The sequence below is a fragment of the Lentimicrobium sp. L6 genome (assembly GCF_013166655.1).
In the GTDB taxonomy this organism is placed as follows: Bacteria; Bacteroidota; Bacteroidia; order Bacteroidales; family UBA12170; genus UBA12170.
Genome location: NZ_JABKCA010000011.1, coordinates 47,069 through 64,346 on the forward strand (window position 1 = coordinate 47,069; position 17,278 = coordinate 64,346).

A 17,278-nucleotide genomic window follows, 5' to 3' on the forward strand; every position below is an offset into this window, starting at 1 on the left:
CCATGAAAAAATACGCATCAGATGTGGAGGCAGTAGATGCTTTTGCAGAAAAGTATAAGCTTCTTAAAGCAGAGATTTCTAAAGTGATTATTGGTCAAGATGAGGTCGTTCGAGATGTAATTATTTCTGTATTTAGTAAAGGGCATGCCTTATTGGTTGGTGTGCCTGGTTTGGCTAAGACATTATTGGTAAATACGATAGCAGATACATTAGGTTTAAATTATAAAAGGATTCAGTTTACGCCCGATTTAATGCCTTCCGATATTATTGGTTCTGAAATTTTGAATGATAAAAGAGAGTTTAAGTTTATTCAAGGTCCAATTTTCTCCAATATTATTTTAGCGGATGAAATCAATAGAACCCCGCCTAAAACTCAATCGGCGCTTTTAGAAGCCATGCAGGAACAATCAGTTACTGTAGGTAGAACAAGTTATCAGTTGGACAAGCCTTTCTTTGTTCTAGCTACTCAAAACCCCATCGAGCAAGAAGGAACCTATCCACTTCCAGAGGCTCAGCTCGACCGTTTTATGTTTAATATCATCCTTGATTATCCTTCCTACGAAGAAGAAGTACAAGTGGTTAAAGCAACAACTGGATCTCATAAAAACGAAACCAATGAGATTTTAGGAGCAGAAGAAATCCTGTTTTTCCAAGACTTAGTTCGTAAGATTCCTGTTACTGATAACGTATATGATTACGCCGTAAAGTTGGTGGCTAAAACTCGTCCGAATACTCCAATGGCCCACCAAATTACCAACGACTATTTAAGTTGGGGTGCAGGGCCGCGAGCTTCACAATATTTAATTATCGGAGCAAAGTGCCATGCTGCCATTAACGGGAAATACGCCCCAGATATTGAGGATGTTAAAGCCGTAGCTCCTCAGATTCTTCGACATCGCTTAGTCAGAAACTACAAAGCTGTAGCCGAAGGAATTAGTATGGAATTTATTATTTCGGAATTGGGGAAGGCTTAGGAAGGATAAAGGAGGAAGCCTGAAGTCTGAAATTGGAAGCGTGAAGTATGGGATGATAGCCCTTTACGGGATAGCGTCCCTGGTATTTTGTAGAAATTGACATTGAAAACAATACCCAGAAACTAGCACCCAGCACCCACCACTACTTCAAGCGAAAAAGTTGAATGGCTTGTCCAATAATATATTTTGATGTGAGCCAATACTTGTCCAACAATTCTTCTGGTTGTCCTGATTCACCAAAACAGTCTGGCATTCCCATGATCTTCATCTTAACGGGATGGTTTTGACTCACCACCTCAGCCACAGCAGAGCCTAAACCACCATGTATTTGGTGTTCTTCCACCGTAAGAATAGCTCCAGTTTCTCGTGCTGCTTTAATGATGGTTTCTTCATCGAGAGGCTTAATGGTATGCATATTGATAACTCTAGCATTTACACCCTCCTCCTTTAGTTTTTTGACTGCTACTAATGCTTCCCATACCATATGTCCAGTTGCAATAATAGTAATATCATCTCCATCTACTAGGGTTTGAGCTTTCCCAATTTCAAAAGGTAAATCAAAAGAAGTAAAATTAGGAACGGCTTCTCTACCATAACGAATATATACTGGTCCATTGGCTTGTTCAACGGCTGCAGACACCGCCAAATGTGCTTGATTGGCGTCGCATGGGGAAAGCACCGTCATATTTGGTAATACTCTCATAATAGCCAAATCTTCCAATGCTTGATGAGTTGCTCCGTCGGGGCCAACAGAAATACCAGCATGAGCCCCGCCAATAATAGCATGCACATTATTATAACACAAGGAGATTCTAATTTGGTCGGTTGTACGTAATGCAGCAAAAACGGCATAAGTAGCAAAAACAGGGAGCTTTCCACTTAAGGCCAAACCCGCAGCAACACCAATGGCATTTTGCTCAGCAATCCCTAAAGAATAAAATCGTTCTGGAAAAGCATCAGCGAAAAAGTTCATGCAAACCGAAGAGGTGATATCGCTCCCTAATCCAATAATATTTTCTTCTTTTTCAGCAATAGATTTTAATCCCTCCCCAAAACCAAAACGAGTAGCTTTTGAGCCCAAATTTGAATATTTCATATATTTTTTCCTTTCTATCTCAAAGTTAAAGAAAAAGGGAAAATATTCCAAGGAGAAATTTCTGAGGAGGTCTTTTGGAGAAATTAGAGTGTGATTTAGTAAAGAAATGTTCAAAGTACTTGGAGGTAAAAGCTTATATTTATGTAATAAAATATCCTTCAAATTGGATTCTTACAGAAAAAGACAACTATTAATCACTTTACATAGGTTACTGAACTTATCGAAGTGTTCCAAATGGTCAGCAAGACAGAATAGCCTGAAAAATGACCCCTAATTACAGATCAGCCTGAAGAAAATATTTTGCAGAACTTTTCAATATGTCAATGATAAGAATATTGAATTTGATTTCTCAGTGACAAGCTTGGAATACTATTCTCTAATAATCGAGACCATCATCCTTTACATAAGGGCATAAAAAAACGCCCGAATGAAACATCCGGGCGCAGAATATATATACTCTTGTTTTAATGATCTTATTATTTAGAAGTATTTAGCAAAAGATGTCAAGGTCGAGGTTTTTGCAGTCTTGAAATTTAGGAGTCCCGATAGAAATCATCGGGATGACTGAATTTAAAACAATAAAAACGATGAGATTGGCTATTTCTTGCAAATACAACTTACATTTTAATCCATTTTTGGATAGTTACTTCACCATTCTTTTGAAGTCTTACTAAATAAACTCCATTCTCCATTTCGGAGCCTTGAGAATTTCTACCATCCCAATTATACTGATAGCTTCCGCTAGATAATCTACTGTCTTCTAATCGCTGTATCAACTGCCCATTGATATGGAAAATCTCAAGCTGAACAGCAGCAGGCTCTTCCAAAACTAAACTGATGGTTCCATGATTATTGATTGGGTTTGGAGCAATAACAAAATATTCTTTAGAATCGAACTCATCATTAACACCTACTCCATCTGAAGCTACAATACTATGATAATTATTAGCTTCCGTTGTGACAATAAGGCTATCATAAAAAATGGCTTTGCCTACTGCCACATCCAAATATACTTCAATAGACTCTGATGGTAATAACTCATAAGGATAAGAAGTGATTTCAGGAACAGTATGATTAATCCACCATAATGGAGAACCAGTTTCTCCTCTGACTATATTAGTTATTGCAGCAGGGCCATCACCAGTATTGTTTATAATGATAACGTGCTCTTCAGTTTCATGAACAAATAAAGTATCAGGAGTGAATGTAATATTTTCAGAAACAGCTTCACCACTTACAGTAAATACAAATGGATCTGGAGCACCAATATAAGGCATATTTTCGCTTCTTCCACTTTCATCGGCTGCATGAATATAGTAGGCCACTTCGTCACCTTCACTAGCGATAATATCAGCAGAGAACATCTCTTCTCCATTATCCGTCATGGTCATAAATTGGAAAGCTCCCCCATTGATTTGATAATAAACCAAAAGAGAATCTGCATAAAGACTTTCGTTGCTATAAGGATGAATTTTAGCTTCAATGGTATAAGCGCTTTGTACTTCTACTTCGCCATGGAATGCTGGAATATGAGTGATTTTCAACATGCCGAAATCAGCAATCTCATGGGTTCTACAGTGCAGAGCATCAGAGTTTAACCAACCATCGCTTCCTGCCATTACGGTAACAATATTATAACCCGGCATGGCTTCCTCGTAAGTTGCAATAGCAGTAGCATCGTGAGTGCTTCCTGTAATCGGCAAAAATACTGTATTGTTTAAAATGAGTGAATTAGTATAAGGTGTGTAAGGATAATTTCCTGGAGCATAAACTCTAATCACCTCAAATGGATAGCCATAAGCACAGTTTCTTGTGGCAAAGTAATTGGCAGCAGCTTCATAATCCTCATAACGATAATCACTTTCTGGAACTTGAGAAACCAATACCTTATCTACATCGAGGAATTTTCCCCAACAATCGATATGCATGATATAATCATCTAATGGATCAGTTACCACAAAATTATCTGTCACCCCTAAATATTCTTCCATATAAGCATCTACTTGTGCATCTGAAATGGAGTTTTCTTCATAAACTAATTCTGTTTGAGCCGCAATGCCAAAGCCATCACACATATAGTTTCCACCTGTGTGAACAACAGGCATATTATAAACTGCAGCACCATATATATCGGCTATTTTAGCAGGAATAATATCATCATCTGGACGAGGTCTGTTATAGGTAAAGTTAACGATAGAAACCTGATCTTCTTCACGAATAAACCATGGACCGTAATCACGTGTCCAATAAGTATTATGAGGCTCCACCATAAAATCAACATTATCCATATTTACACCAGCATTTTCATACTGAGTAGTAACTGAGTTTTGTTGGCTAGTAGAATGTACTAAAGTGGTTACCTTAACCACATTCGACATTTCTACTATTAATTCCATTGGAATACCAAATGGATAAGCAATTAGAACCGCTTCCATGGGCTCAAACTCAGCAACTGGATTTATAGGGCCTTCAGGAGCCTCGCTAGGTTGAAAGAATTTACCAACATTGCTTCTATTGTCATATTCTTCTTGTGATAACCATCTTCCTTTTTTCAATTCTTCTGAAGATAGTTGTTGCGCGAAAAGACTCATTCCTGACCAAAGAAAGGCCACAAATATCAATAGGTATTTTTTATTCATGTTTGTTAATTATGATGTTTTTAATAGCAGACCAAATTACATCATTAATGGTTGCCTTAGCACTTAGAAAGTAATTTATAATGATTTTTAGTTGTGAATCAAATATTAAATATTCATTTATTCCACGCAAAGAAAACGCAAAGGAAAACCCGCAAAGGCCAGCTAAGAAAAGGAAAAAAAATCTCTACAAAGCCACAATATTTGAAATCTTCATTCATACATCTGTATAGCTGCGTAGCCAGATAGATTATTGGCATTTCTTCCCTACATTTGCCTCATGCTTAGCTTATACACATTTCAACTATTAGAGGAGGGTGAATTTAATAGATTCTACCCAGAAATATGCTCCCAACTACCTATTTCTGTTCAGCAAAAAGTAGATACCTTTAGATTTCCTGCTGACAAACAAAGGAGTTTGATGGGTGATTTAATGGTGAGAAAGTTCTACAGTCAAAAGCTTAACCAAAATCCAAAGGAAATTGACTTTGAGTATACCGAGCATCAAAAGCCCCTGCTAAAAAATGTAGATGGAGAATATTTCAATATCAGTCATAGTGGGAATTATGTGGTGGTGGCCTTTAGTGACAAACCTGTTGGCATTGATGTGGAATTGATAAAAAAAGATCGAAGGAATATTGCAGAACGATTCTTCACTCCTTCAGAAATTATAGACATGAATGCGGCCGGTACCGAAGAAGAACAAATCAAATATTTCTATCAACTTTGGACCTTAAAAGAAAGCTATATGAAAGCCATTGGTGATGGCTTAACCATGTCATTAAGTTCATTTTCATTTGCTAAAAATGAGGAAGGTTACTATTTGTCCAAAAGCAAATATGGATCGGATTGGTTTTTTCATTCTCAAGAATGGAATGGTGATGCTTTTTTGAGTATTTGCTCTAAATATCCCCAGATACAAAACCAAAGCCCTTTTGAAATAGAACTCGCTCGAAAGCTTTTTACATCATCTGCTTGAAAAAAAGGTTTTATTGCCACGAAGCCCCAAAGACACAATATGGGCTACTAAGCCTTTAGTTTCAGAGCAAATTCTTCAGCGACCCGTGCGAGATAGTTGGATGAGTTTTTAATGGAATCGTCGATATTTTTAGCATAAGCCTTTACTTCAGCCAAATAATCTACTCCATATTTCGCTAAGTCTTGCTCATCGAGCTCACTGAAACCACAGAAAACAGCTAATTTTTGATTGGTCTTTGAGTCCATCACTCCTTTGATGACTTTTCCAGAGAAGGTTTGCTCATCGAGCCTCCCCTCGCCCGATATCATCCAATCGGCTCCTTTAATCTGCTCATCGAAATGGGCTATTTCTTTAATTAAAGCTATGCCTGATTTTAATTCAGCATCTAAAAACAAAACTGTTCCAGCTCCAAGGCCTCCCGCCGCTCCAGAACCTGCAATATTCTGTAAATCAAAGTTGAACTGATTATTAATAATGTTACTGAAATTTTGCAATCCTCCATCTAAGGTGGCTACCATTGGTGCATGGGCTCCTTTTTGAGGAGCGTAAATATGAGCTGCACCATTTTCACCAAATAATGGATTATCCACATCACAAGCTACATGGAATTTAATGTCTTTGAGTTCGGAAAAAACAGATGTGGTATCAATATGCATCAATCGGTTTAAATCTTCTCCTTTCCCCAATAATTCTTCATGATTCAAATCATAAAATCGATAGCCTAGGGCACGGGCCATCCCCATACCTGCATCATTAGTAGCACTTCCTCCAATTCCTAAAATGATATGCAGGGCACCTTTTTCAATGGCATGCTTAATGAGTTCACCCGTTCCAAAAGTTGAGGTTTTTAATGGGTTCAGTTCTTCATTTTTTAATAGACGAATACCTGAAGCATCAGCCATTTCTATGAAAGCCATTCTCTTTTTTGGTGAATATAAATAGGATGCTTTAATCATTCTTGCTAGCGGATCATGTACTTCTACTTCCACTCGTTCACCTCCCATATAATACTCCAATACCTCCACCGTTCCGTCGCCACCATCGGCTAAAGGAAGCTTCTTTATTTCTACGGAGTCCAAATGTTTTTTAAGGGCCTCCTCCACAATATCACAAAACTGTAATCCACTGAGAGCGCCTTTAAACTTATCGGGTGCGATTATGATTTTATACATTTGTCAATTCTTTAAAACGGCACCGTAAAAATACTTCACGGTGCCATGGGGGTGTTATTAATCAAATCAATTATTGAACCAATCCTGTTTACGAAACCAGTTCATGAAAAAAAAATGTTTCAAATTTATTCTGCATCGGGGTTTTTAAACTGCTTAATATAATCGTAAACTCTACGTTGAACTCTAGCTTCGTTTAGTCCATAACCCAATTCAGTAGTCTTCACTTCATTAAACCTATTGCGAGCTAGAATAGCCGATAATTGCGCTTCCAATGCTGTTCTACGCCACATGGGATGATGGGCTCTATCTTTCAATGCGTCCGCTCTTTCTATTTCCGATTGAATATCTTCCTCTGTTACATAAGCGGCATATTCATAATCTTCGAAAGATTCTCTGTTTTTATTTTGGTCAACAATGAGCTCACAATCTTTACTCATTTCTAAGTCTTCTCGATCAATATCCAATCTCAAGCTGAAAATCTTTTTAGAGGCCAAGTCAAAGGATACCGCTGACTTGTCCAGCTTCAATTCTTCTTGTGCTTCTTCTAAAAGATTGCTTAGACTGGCTTTGTTTATCTTGAAAGCACTATTCACCGATACTTTTGTACTTTGCTCTGCTGAATTATATCCTCTAATAATGATGGATTTACCATCCTCGCTTCTCTTTATAGCCGTAACTTTCATGGTATTTAATGAATCACTAGCCGAAAAGTAGGACTTATTTGTTTTTATCTCACCTTGATGTTTATCGGTTGTACAGCTAATGAGATCGGAATTATAAATATTCGATTTTTGACAAACTTCAGCTTTCTCTATATTTCCTTCGTGGGGATAAACGGCATATTCAAATTGCATTTCACGCAGACACTGGGCATCTGGAGTAAAAATCTCTGGCCCTGCATCGCCAATTCTAGAATTGATTTCTTTGGCTATCCATCCTACTGAGCGGAATAAAGTAAGCGCAATTTGGTCATCGTTTATCACCTGATATTCTGGCAATCCTTTTGAAAAAACCGACAAACCATCCACACCATCATTTAAATCTACAAATTCACGATTCAAGAAAATAGTATTGGGTTTGGCTTCTCTAGCTCCAATAATCACTTTTTTTACATCCTCAGGAATAGAAGACTCATCATAATCTTCAATATGAATGGGACGCTTCACCACATCGAATGGGCTTCCAGCATAAGCGATATCCGTATCAACACCACTTGGGAAAATCACACGCATCAGGTGGTCCTTTACGGTATTTCTCAGGTGAGTTTTACATTTTACAATTCCTGAATCCGACTCAATGGTATAATAATTTATCAAAGGAAGCTTCCTCAATTTTTCGCTTCTGCAAGTATGGTTTTCAGCATCAGACTCTGGTAGCTCCAAATCATATTGAGTACGAATGATAACTTTTGAATCGCTTTGCTCTACAATTTCTATTTGTGCTTCTACATGTTCCGAAGTAATAATTTTATCTACATCGGGATAAGAATAATTATACTCATCACCAGTATCCGCTCTATCTTCTATGATACCTAAATTCTCAAATAACTTCCCACTACTCTTGTGAAGAATGGTAAAACTACCATTACTGTTGAAACATACTTTAATATGTTTATTACTAATATCTAAACCCCCAACTATAAGCTTATCTTCGTTTTCATCAGACTCCTCTATTAGTTTATATCCCATAGCTGGAATATCTTTCACATAATAAGAAGCATCTTCGAAATCCACATTCTCGGAGCGCTCTTGCATACTGGTATTGAAGACAATTTTCACATCCTCAGTAGCAGAATTAGAAGTATCGATAAGGCTACAAAGCTCTTTCAGTTTTTGTTCTGTTAAGGATTGAGTAAGCATATGAACCACTCTGGTTCGGTTTTCCATATCGGTATGAACATCATCGATACTCACCCCACAAATGCTATCGTGAGGATGATTTTTGAGGAGGGTTTTCCAAGCCTCTTTTATCTGGGTTTGTTCATATTCGCCTCCCAATGCCCATACTAAAGTTGACAAAGGTTCTACGCGTTTTTCGAGTGCCTTTTGCTGTTCATCGTTTTGCAGTTTTAAATACATACGTGCCGACATCACGCCTGGAAAAACAGAAATAAACCTTCCACTATATAAAGCGCCTTCTAAGGTTTTCAAATCGGGTTTCTCCTCCATCACATCACGGATATATTTCACCGGATTCGATTGGATGATTTCAAACTCCTCGGTATCCATTTTCCCATTACTGATATAGGGCTGGATATCATCAGGAATCATCTCCTGATCGTAACCATTCATCAATAAAATTTGATTGGTGGTGGCAAAAGGGCTGAGCTTGTTTACTTCATCGTAAACTCGATCTTTCATAATGTCATTATGCTCTGCTAATCGCATCACATTTCTATAACTATCTAATAAATACATGGATGGAAGCACTGTTCCATCGGGTGATTTCCACATAAACTCTGATTGTACATCAGTTGGCTCCATTTCTACACCACGCCAAACAAATAAGCCTTCCAAGTTAAACTGATTATGAAGCTGGGTAGTTTGTGAAATCTGACCGAAATTATCAAGCATCCAACCCACATTCATGGCGCCACCTAATTCTTTAGCCGCTTGAATTCCATAGGTGAAATTTCTTACCAAAGACTCCTCGCTGAGCAGTTGCCAATCGGGTTGTAAATAATAAGGACCTATGAATAAACGATTCTGCTTCACATATTTTCTAATCTGACGCTTGTACTCGTTTACATTATACTTATGCTTGTCCAACTCCTCAAAATAATCTTCTACCATAGCCATTTGACCATCGAGCACAAAGATATAATCTGGCTCTTTCTCAAACATCCTAAATAGATTATTAAAAAATGGAATCAACCATTCGTTGGTATATTTACTATTGAGATACCATTCGCGATCCCAATGGGTATGAGATATAATATGAGCAGTTTTCTTTTTCATCTTCTCTTGTTTTTATTCTTGAATTTAGACTGATTTCAACCACAAATAAGCATAAGGCTTCAGTTGTGTTTCTACAGGTTTCCAATATGTTATATTGACTTTATTGCTAATATGGGATTCTATATTAATGGCTTTATCGGAAAAATTAAATAGACAATAAACACTTTCCGATTCGCTTTTCCTTTCGATAATAAACAAAGCATCTTCATTGGAAAAAAGAGCTTGACTAAAAGGATGGAATGCATCTTCTTGTTGACGCAATTCCAGTAATTTCTTATATTCTGAATAGACTCTATATCTTAGACTTGACTTATCTTCAAGCTCCCTATTCAAATCATCAACTTGAATTTTAGCTCTGTTGATTCTTCTATTTATGCCCGAAGCCTTCACTACCTCCACATCATTCTCCGAACCAAAAACAGAATGATAGTAGACACCAGGCACGCCATTAAAACTCAACATCACTGCTTGAGTGAGCATAAATCGTTTGGCACGATAGGCTATACTTTCTTCTGGTGAACTGAGCAAATCCATATAATTACAATTGAGCTCATAGGGTGTTTTACTGCCATCGGGATTGGATTTATAGGAAACAAAACCACCATGACATTCTGCTTTATTGGCCAACATGGAAATTTGCTCATCACTAACTATCCCTTGCAAAGGACGAACTCCAATACCATCGTGGCTAGCCGTAAAGTTGAAGAAGCAAGTTTTATCAGAAGGCAATTTTAAAGACTGTGCCCAATTGCTTAAGGTGTCAACTTCCCTTGCATGTAGGCTATATGCCAATAATGGAGGCAAACTGAAATTATAAATCATGTGTGCTTCATTCAAGCCATCTCCAAAATAGGAGATATTCTCGGGATGAGGAACATTGGTTTCTGTGATTAAAACTACTTGTGGTGCTATTTGTTCAATAATCTTGCGGTAAGCAATAATGATTTCATGGGTTTCATCTAAATGTATACAGGTAGTCCCAAGCTTTTTCCACATAAAAGCAATGGCATCTAGACGAATAAATTTTGCTCCCTTTGAAATATAAAACAACAACACTTCCAAGACTCTCAAAAAAACCTGAGGATTCTCATAATTTAAATCTATCTGATCTTCAGAAAAAGTAGTCCAAATATATTTTTCTTGCCCTTGTTTTAAAAAAGGATGTAAGAGTGGTAAAGTTCGTGGACGAGTCACTCGATGTAAATCAGGATGCTTGGGATTGGCTTCAATAAAAAACTGGTCATAGTTTTTATCTCCGCTTAAAAATCCTTGGAACCAATCAGATGATTTAGAAATGTGGTTAATCACCGCATCAAACATCAACTGAAATTCTTGATTGAGCTCCAAAACTTCCTTCCAAGTACCAAATTCGGGATTGACCTCTTTATAATCTACCACCGAAAAACCATCATCGGAAGTAAATGGATAAAAAGGAAGAATATGGATGGTATTGATCATGGATTTTAAATGTGTAGAACATACCTTCTTGAGACTTGTCAAATTGGGCTCATCACCCTGAATAAAACTGTCGGCATAGGCAATCAAAATCACATCTTCCTTACTCAGTAGAAAGTCCTTCTTTTCAATTAAGTCACTATACTCCTCAACTAACTTTGCTATAGCCGACAGTGTTTCATTTAATTGCTCCGGATATAAAAATTCGATATGTTGCTTTATGATATCCATCCTCAAAATATTTTTGCTAGCATCTTTTGTAAACCATCGATGGACAGTTCGCGTTTTGCTGTATTATAATTTTCTTCTACTTGTTTTGTTCTATAATCAGCATCCAAAAGGTATTTAATAGATTCATCTGCGGCTTTTTCTATTTTCTCTTCATCAACACGCACCCAATTATTATCGGATTGATGTTGATGCCCAAATGAAAGCACATTGAACTGATACTTTTCGATATCTGATTGATAAACGGGATATTTATAAACAGCCACAGGCAATTTGGCCACCAAAGCTTCTAAAAACTGGTTTCCCCAACCCTCCAAAATACTTGGATAAGTCACCAAATCGGCCATGGTATAAACATCCCATAAGGAGAATTTCTTCTCCTCAGTATTTTCACTTCTCTCGGGTTCAACATTTGAACTGATGTCTTTTATCTTGACGCCTTTTTCCAAAGCATAAAGCTTCAATTTCTTTAAATATTCTGGGGATTCTGACTGACCAGCTAGGACTAAGTATATATGACTTTTCTCCGTAAATGATTCCCCATTATAGCCTTTCTGGTTGACGAGTAGGTCTCGTTTTTTCTCCAGAGCTGCTGCATAATCTATGGCTATTTCAATGGCTTTTCGCTCCACCACTCGTGTGGCTTGAAGCAAAACAATATCGGAATTCTGAATTCCAAATTCCCTCCTCATCTCTCGGTTATAATCATCCACCTTCATCAAGTCATGATCAAAATCGAAAACATTGGGAACTACATCGGCTTCTACTCCATGTCTAGATTTTAACTCGCCTTGCGCAATGCTATTGATACAAACATGCTCAATGCGTGGATGCACAGGAGGAAAATAATCCTTCAGCATGTCTTCAATCATTTTATGATTAGGATGGGCATATAAATCTCTCTCCCAGTAAAAATCGTGGTGATGACATATGGCTTTCACTTTAGACTTCTTTATGGCATTGACAAAACCAATTCCCGCAGGCAATCCCCAACCCAAGGAAAGAATATTATTAGGTATCAACACATCTATGGCACGGCATCGAATAATTTCTAGCAAAGCTTGTTCAATGAGTTCAGCCACCATGAGTATTCTGCCCCTAAGTTTTTCTTCTGACCAAGGATACTCTGTTTGGCCATAAGCTTGCTGCACTATTTTGTTATTAATAGCATATTGATAATGCAGCTCAGGAATAATCTCTGCCTCTCCCCTTTTATCGCTTCCGGCAATAAAAATGACTTCATGCCCAAGCTGTTCAAGTGCTTTTTTCCACTTGTCCATCTCCAAGGAAACACCATCGGTTTCACCGACTCTAAAATGACATAAGGCTATTTTCATGAGCTCTAATAATTATTATCCAAATATTTGCGGTACGAATAAACTAAAGACGAAAATCACCATAAAGAATACGATAAGCATGATTCCTTCTTTGGAGAAAAAATCTTCTTTTCTAATTTTATAATTAACTTGTGAGGTTTTGTTATTGGGGTCTTTCCTGATATAACTTACTACATAAGCTATAATCACACACATAGCAAATCCGGTAAAATTCAACCAAATCCAAAAGATATCGATTCCTGGATCGAAACCGAAAATTTGCTGCATGGTTTTAGAAAAAACCAGATTAATCAGTACGGAAAGAATAATACCTGCATTCATTCCATACTTATTCACTTTCTTGGAATAAATAGCCAATAAGAAGGTGGCTAAAACAGGTCCATAAAATACAGAACCAATAGCATTTATAATTTCAATTACTGAGCTCTCACTTCCTCCTAATAAAAAAGCACTGGCAATACAAACCGCTCCCCAGAAGACTACAGCACCTTTTGAAACCATCATATATTTCACTCCAGAAAGTTTCTTTTTCCCTCTGTTAAAGAAATCTTCCACGGTAACTGCTGATAAAGAGTTTACGGTAGAACTTAAAGAAGACATGGCTGCTGATAAAATCCCCACCATTAAAATACCTATTAAACCATGAGGTAAATAATTAACGATAAAAACAGGAACCATTAAGTCAGGTTTAATTCCAGAAGACGCATACTCTGCTGGGAAATATCTTTGTGTAACTACAGCTAATTGATCCACAAATTCTGGTGCCACTAAAATAAAACCGCCAAGTACCAATCCTAAACTACAATAAATTAAAACCACTGGGAATCTTAGTACTCCATTTGCAAATAATAGCTGACGAATTGTTTTTTCATCTTTAGCAGATAAAAGTCTTTGGGCTTGAGTTTGGTCGGTACCATAATAAGAGGCATAGAGAAAGAATCCTCCAATAATCATGGGCCAAATACCATATTCACCATCTCCAAAACCGAAGTTATTATTGATAACTTGTAACCTTTCAGGATCTACACTTGATAAAGATCCACCACTATCTGCCATTAGGAAGTAACCATAAACTAAGGCAATGACTAGTCCTCCGAAAAGAATCACCATTTGGATGGCGTCGCCCCAAACCACAGCTTTCATACCCCCTTGCCATGAATAAATAATGGTAACAATACTAATGAGCGGAATGGTATAAATGAAATCGATATCCAATACTGCTTGTAGTATGATGGCAATGGTATAGACCATAACTCCAGTACTTAAAGCTCTAGATATCTGAAAAACTACACTTAAAATCATTCGAGTTGAAGCATCAAATCTACGCTCCACAAACTCATAAATACTCACTACACCAGAACGGAACAAAGGCGGAACAAGTACGACCATTAAAAAGAACATGGCCAATGGAACGGAAAACTCAAAGGTTAACCATTTCATTCCTCCTCCAGCTTTTAAAGCCACAAAGGCGGGTGCAGAAACAAAGCTAATGGCAGACAATTGAGTAGCCATAGTTGACAAGCTCAAAGGCAACCAGCCCAAGCTTTTCCCTCCTAAAAAATAATCAGTGGAGTTTTTATTCTCCTTAAAGAAATAACCCATTCCTAGGAATCCTGCAAAATACACTAGTATGATAACATAGTCTAGCCAATTCATCTGCTGTAGTTTTTGTGATTTATAATGTTCTGAAAGTTAAAAAAAGAACCGGAGGTGAACAATCCTCCGGCTCAAACAAATCATAAACTTAGAATGTAAATGTTGCTCTAATGAACAATCTTCTTGGCAATATTGGACGACCAACAAAATAAACACCACTATTTGATTGTGATAAATCACGTGGATTACCTTCTGTAAGTCCTTTAGAATCTGTTAGGTTAAATACAGCTGCACCAAGGCGCAAAGTTTCTCCGTTATCACCTAAACGCATGGTGTAACCAGCGTCAAGTCTGAATATATTAATGGCATCTAATTCTACATTATTACTATCATCTGTGAATTTTTTACCTGTGTGGCTCATGGAAACTCCAGCATCAAATTTTTCACCAAAATAATCTAAAGCTAGATTTGATAAGAAGTTAGGTTGTCTTGCTAATTTATTTCCAACATACTCTGGAGTAGATTTATGCTCGTCATACTCGTGGTTTTGATAAGTTAAACTACCACTGAAGTGTAAATACTTCACGAATTCATAATCCCAAGTAGCTTCAACACCTATACTACGTGTACTCTTAGTGCTTACATCTTCTATAATTGTTCCAGGGTTATTTGGATCATCAATTAATCTCACATCTCTTCTGTCATTTAAATCAACATAATAACCAGCGATGGTAGCTTTTATTTTCTTATTGGCATATTTAGCACCAATTTCACCTTGATAAATCTTCTCTGTTTCGTAAGAACCGACAGTTCCGTCAGATGAAACCTGAATTCCACGAGGTTGAGGGAAGAAATAACCCTTAGTTAAGTTACCATAAAGATTTACATTTTCATTTAACTGATAGTTAGCTGCTAAAACGCCAGCCCAGTCTGTATCTTGACCATTACCAGTTAAATAGGCATTATTTCCCCAACTTACAGTCTGCAATTCAGAGGAAAGAGACTCATCTTCGCTCATTTGGTAAGTTGTATTACCTTCTCTAGTTACATCAGCACTAATTTTCTCTACACGTAAACCTACGTCAATTCTCCAACGACCAATTTGCATTTCGTCCGTTAAATAACCGGCCATTTTATTGGCAGTAATGAAGTTATTAGCATATGCCGCACCTGGATTAAAAACACCATTCTGGCTCAATACCATATCGTTTCCACCTGAGGTATAAGTAATGTCCACCAACTGTGGAATAGAATTAAATTCACTTACATATCTTGATTGAATATTTTGGTCTTCCGCTTCACTGCGAGAGAAGAAACCTCCTAAAGTAACGTGGTGTTCTAATTCACCAGTAACCCATTTTTGAGTCAAGTTCATTTCACCAGCTAAATCAGTCATCGGACGATTACGATCTAATAAAGTATTCACTAAAACTTTGTCAGAATTAGGCATTGTTCTAGTAGTGCCTGTATTTGTTCCTACAATATTTGTAGCTTCAGGGTCTATAGCTGTTACAAAATCAGTTAAAGATTGAGGATTTCCAGAACCCGCTAAGAATAGGTTAAACTGGTGCTGATAGCGAGCATAACGAAGTTTAGTGTTTAAACGTAAACCGCTAGAAAATTCTTGTTTATAATCGGCCATAAAATAACCACCTTTGGTAGAAACACCATCTTTTATTGGAGTATGATAAACTCCATTAGGAGTTTGATAAGAAATATTGCTGGCATGCACCGTTTGGATAGTATTCACTTCTTCACCATCGTTACCTGTAGCAAATTCTCTACTATCTCCATCTAATGGAAGGGGCAAGAAAAATTGTACTCTATCATCAATATATTGACCAGATAAAACTAAAGAACCATGGTCGAATAATTGTTTAACATTACCTCTTAATTGAAAACCTTGTGTTGGAAGACCCGTTTTGATAGGACCTTCATCATAACGATAGAATCCACTAAGAGCGTAATAAGTTTTAGAACCTTCACCACCTAATTTTCCACCACTATAGAAATCAGCTTTCATGCGACCTTGATCGGCAGCTTCAAATTGAATAATGTTTTCAGGAGTTTCTGTTCCTGTTTTAGAAATATAGTTGATTAAACCAGCAACAGAACCTGCGCCATAAAGAATAGCAGCACCACCACGAGGGAAGTCTAACATACGAATACCAAAATCGTTTCTTACATAAACATCATGTGCAGATGAGTTCAATCCGAAAGTACTAATTGTAGGCATTCCATCATACTGTAATGGATTAAATACATATTGTCCACCAGAAGGTAATCCACGAACAAATACATTAGTTGCTACTTCACCTCCTCCACCTTCAGCGGTAATTCCAGGAATCGAACGAAGGATGTCAGCTTGTCCGCTGGCTGCCTTCATTTGAATTTCTTTTGCTTTCATGGATGTCATAGACATGGCTGCTTCATTTTCTGTACGGACAGTCATTGAACCTGTAATGGTGACCTCCTCAAGCCCAACTCCACTTGCTAAAATAACCTTAACAGGCACCGTAGAAGTGACATCGACTTCAACAGATTCGTAACCAACGAAACTGGCCACTAAAGTAACGGGGAACTTCTCCACGTTCAGGCTAAAATTACCATCCATATCAGAAATGGTTCCGTTCAATGTGTTTTTAACAATTACAGATACTGAAGGAATAGATAATCCATCTTCATCTGTCACTGTTCCTGTAACAGTAGTCTGTGCATATATATTTAATGCAAAAACTAGGTTAAGAAACATGAATAAAAAAGTAAATTTCTTCATAATATTTTGTGTTTTGATGATCTAATTGTTAACAAAGAAATAATATAAATTAACACCACACAATAAGCAAAT

Annotated in this window: 10 protein-coding genes; 2 read left to right on the forward strand and 8 right to left on the reverse strand. The window is 37.3% G+C overall.

The genetic code is table 11. The features are described from left to right. The first annotated feature begins 2 nt into the window (after positions 1–2). Entirely contained in the window at positions 3–974 is a 972-nt protein-coding gene (locus HNS38_RS04300) for a MoxR family ATPase (protein ID WP_172281042.1), read from the forward strand. A gap of 142 nt (positions 975–1,116) precedes the next feature. On the opposite strand, the gene HNS38_RS04305 is transcribed toward HNS38_RS04300, so the two are convergent. Continuing rightward, positions 1,117–2,070, reverse strand: coding sequence for a transketolase family protein (locus tag HNS38_RS04305; protein WP_172281041.1), 954 nt, complete (start codon positions 2,068–2,070; stop codon positions 1,117–1,119). Positions 2,071–2,687: 617 nt separating this feature from the next. Then, entirely contained in the window at positions 2,688–4,709 is a 2,022-nt protein-coding gene (locus HNS38_RS04310) for an agmatine deiminase family protein (protein ID WP_172346029.1), read from the reverse strand. A 277-nt stretch (positions 4,710–4,986) separates the two neighbouring features. On the opposite strand from HNS38_RS04310, the gene HNS38_RS04315 reads away from it, so the two are divergent. Beyond that, positions 4,987–5,685, forward strand: coding sequence for a 4'-phosphopantetheinyl transferase superfamily protein (locus tag HNS38_RS04315; RefSeq protein ID WP_172281039.1), 699 nt, complete (start codon positions 4,987–4,989; stop codon positions 5,683–5,685). Positions 5,686–5,732: 47 nt separating this feature from the next. Here the strand turns inward: HNS38_RS04315 and HNS38_RS04320 are convergent, their stop codons facing one another. From HNS38_RS04320 to HNS38_RS04345, 6 genes are all read right to left on the reverse strand, one after another. Beyond that, on the reverse strand, positions 5,733–6,857 hold the full coding sequence (locus HNS38_RS04320) for a glycerate kinase (protein ID WP_172346031.1): 1,125 nt from the start codon (positions 6,855–6,857) through the stop codon (positions 5,733–5,735). 125 nt (positions 6,858–6,982) lie between these two features. Then, entirely contained in the window at positions 6,983–9,814 is a 2,832-nt protein-coding gene (locus HNS38_RS04325; protein ID WP_172346033.1) for a glycosyl hydrolase-related protein, read from the reverse strand. Positions 9,815–9,838: 24 nt separating this feature from the next. Then, positions 9,839–11,500, reverse strand: coding sequence for an alpha-amylase family glycosyl hydrolase (locus HNS38_RS04330; protein ID WP_172346035.1), 1,662 nt, complete (start codon positions 11,498–11,500; stop codon positions 9,839–9,841). 2 nt (positions 11,501–11,502) lie between these two features. After that, entirely contained in the window at positions 11,503–12,834 is a 1,332-nt protein-coding gene (locus HNS38_RS04335; RefSeq protein ID WP_172346036.1) for a glycosyltransferase family 4 protein, read from the reverse strand. 15 nt (positions 12,835–12,849) lie between these two features. Then, complete coding sequence (locus tag HNS38_RS04340; protein WP_172281029.1) at positions 12,850–14,490, reverse strand: sodium/solute symporter; 1,641 nt, start codon at positions 14,488–14,490, stop codon at positions 12,850–12,852. Between the two features lie 88 nt (positions 14,491–14,578). Next, complete coding sequence (locus tag HNS38_RS04345) at positions 14,579–17,206, reverse strand: TonB-dependent siderophore receptor (RefSeq protein ID WP_172346037.1); 2,628 nt, start codon at positions 17,204–17,206, stop codon at positions 14,579–14,581. Positions 17,207–17,278 lie beyond the last annotated feature (72 nt).

Excerpts from the sequence above, each read along its gene's own strand:
- HNS38_RS04305 (WP_172281041.1), bottom strand. The coding sequence starts at position 2,070 with ATGAAATATTCAAATTTGGGCTCAAAAGCTACTCGTTTTGGTTTTGGG.
- HNS38_RS04330 (WP_172346035.1), bottom strand. The coding sequence starts at position 11,500 with ATGGATATCATAAAGCAACATATCGAATTTTTATATCCGGAGCAATTA.
- HNS38_RS04310 (WP_172346029.1), bottom strand. The coding sequence starts at position 4,709 with ATGAATAAAAAATACCTATTGATATTTGTGGCCTTTCTTTGGTCAGGA.
- HNS38_RS04300 (WP_172281042.1), top strand. The coding sequence starts at position 3 with ATGAAAAAATACGCATCAGATGTGGAGGCAGTAGATGCTTTTGCAGAA.
- HNS38_RS04325 (WP_172346033.1), bottom strand. The coding sequence starts at position 9,814 with ATGAAAAAGAAAACTGCTCATATTATATCTCATACCCATTGGGATCGC.
- HNS38_RS04320 (WP_172346031.1), bottom strand. The coding sequence starts at position 6,857 with ATGTATAAAATCATAATCGCACCCGATAAGTTTAAAGGCGCTCTCAGT.
- HNS38_RS04315 (WP_172281039.1), top strand. The coding sequence starts at position 4,987 with ATGCTTAGCTTATACACATTTCAACTATTAGAGGAGGGTGAATTTAAT.
- HNS38_RS04345 (WP_172346037.1), bottom strand. The coding sequence starts at position 17,206 with ATGAAGAAATTTACTTTTTTATTCATGTTTCTTAACCTAGTTTTTGCA.
- HNS38_RS04340 (WP_172281029.1), bottom strand. The coding sequence starts at position 14,490 with ATGAATTGGCTAGACTATGTTATCATACTAGTGTATTTTGCAGGATTC.
- HNS38_RS04335 (WP_172346036.1), bottom strand. The coding sequence starts at position 12,834 with ATGAAAATAGCCTTATGTCATTTTAGAGTCGGTGAAACCGATGGTGTT.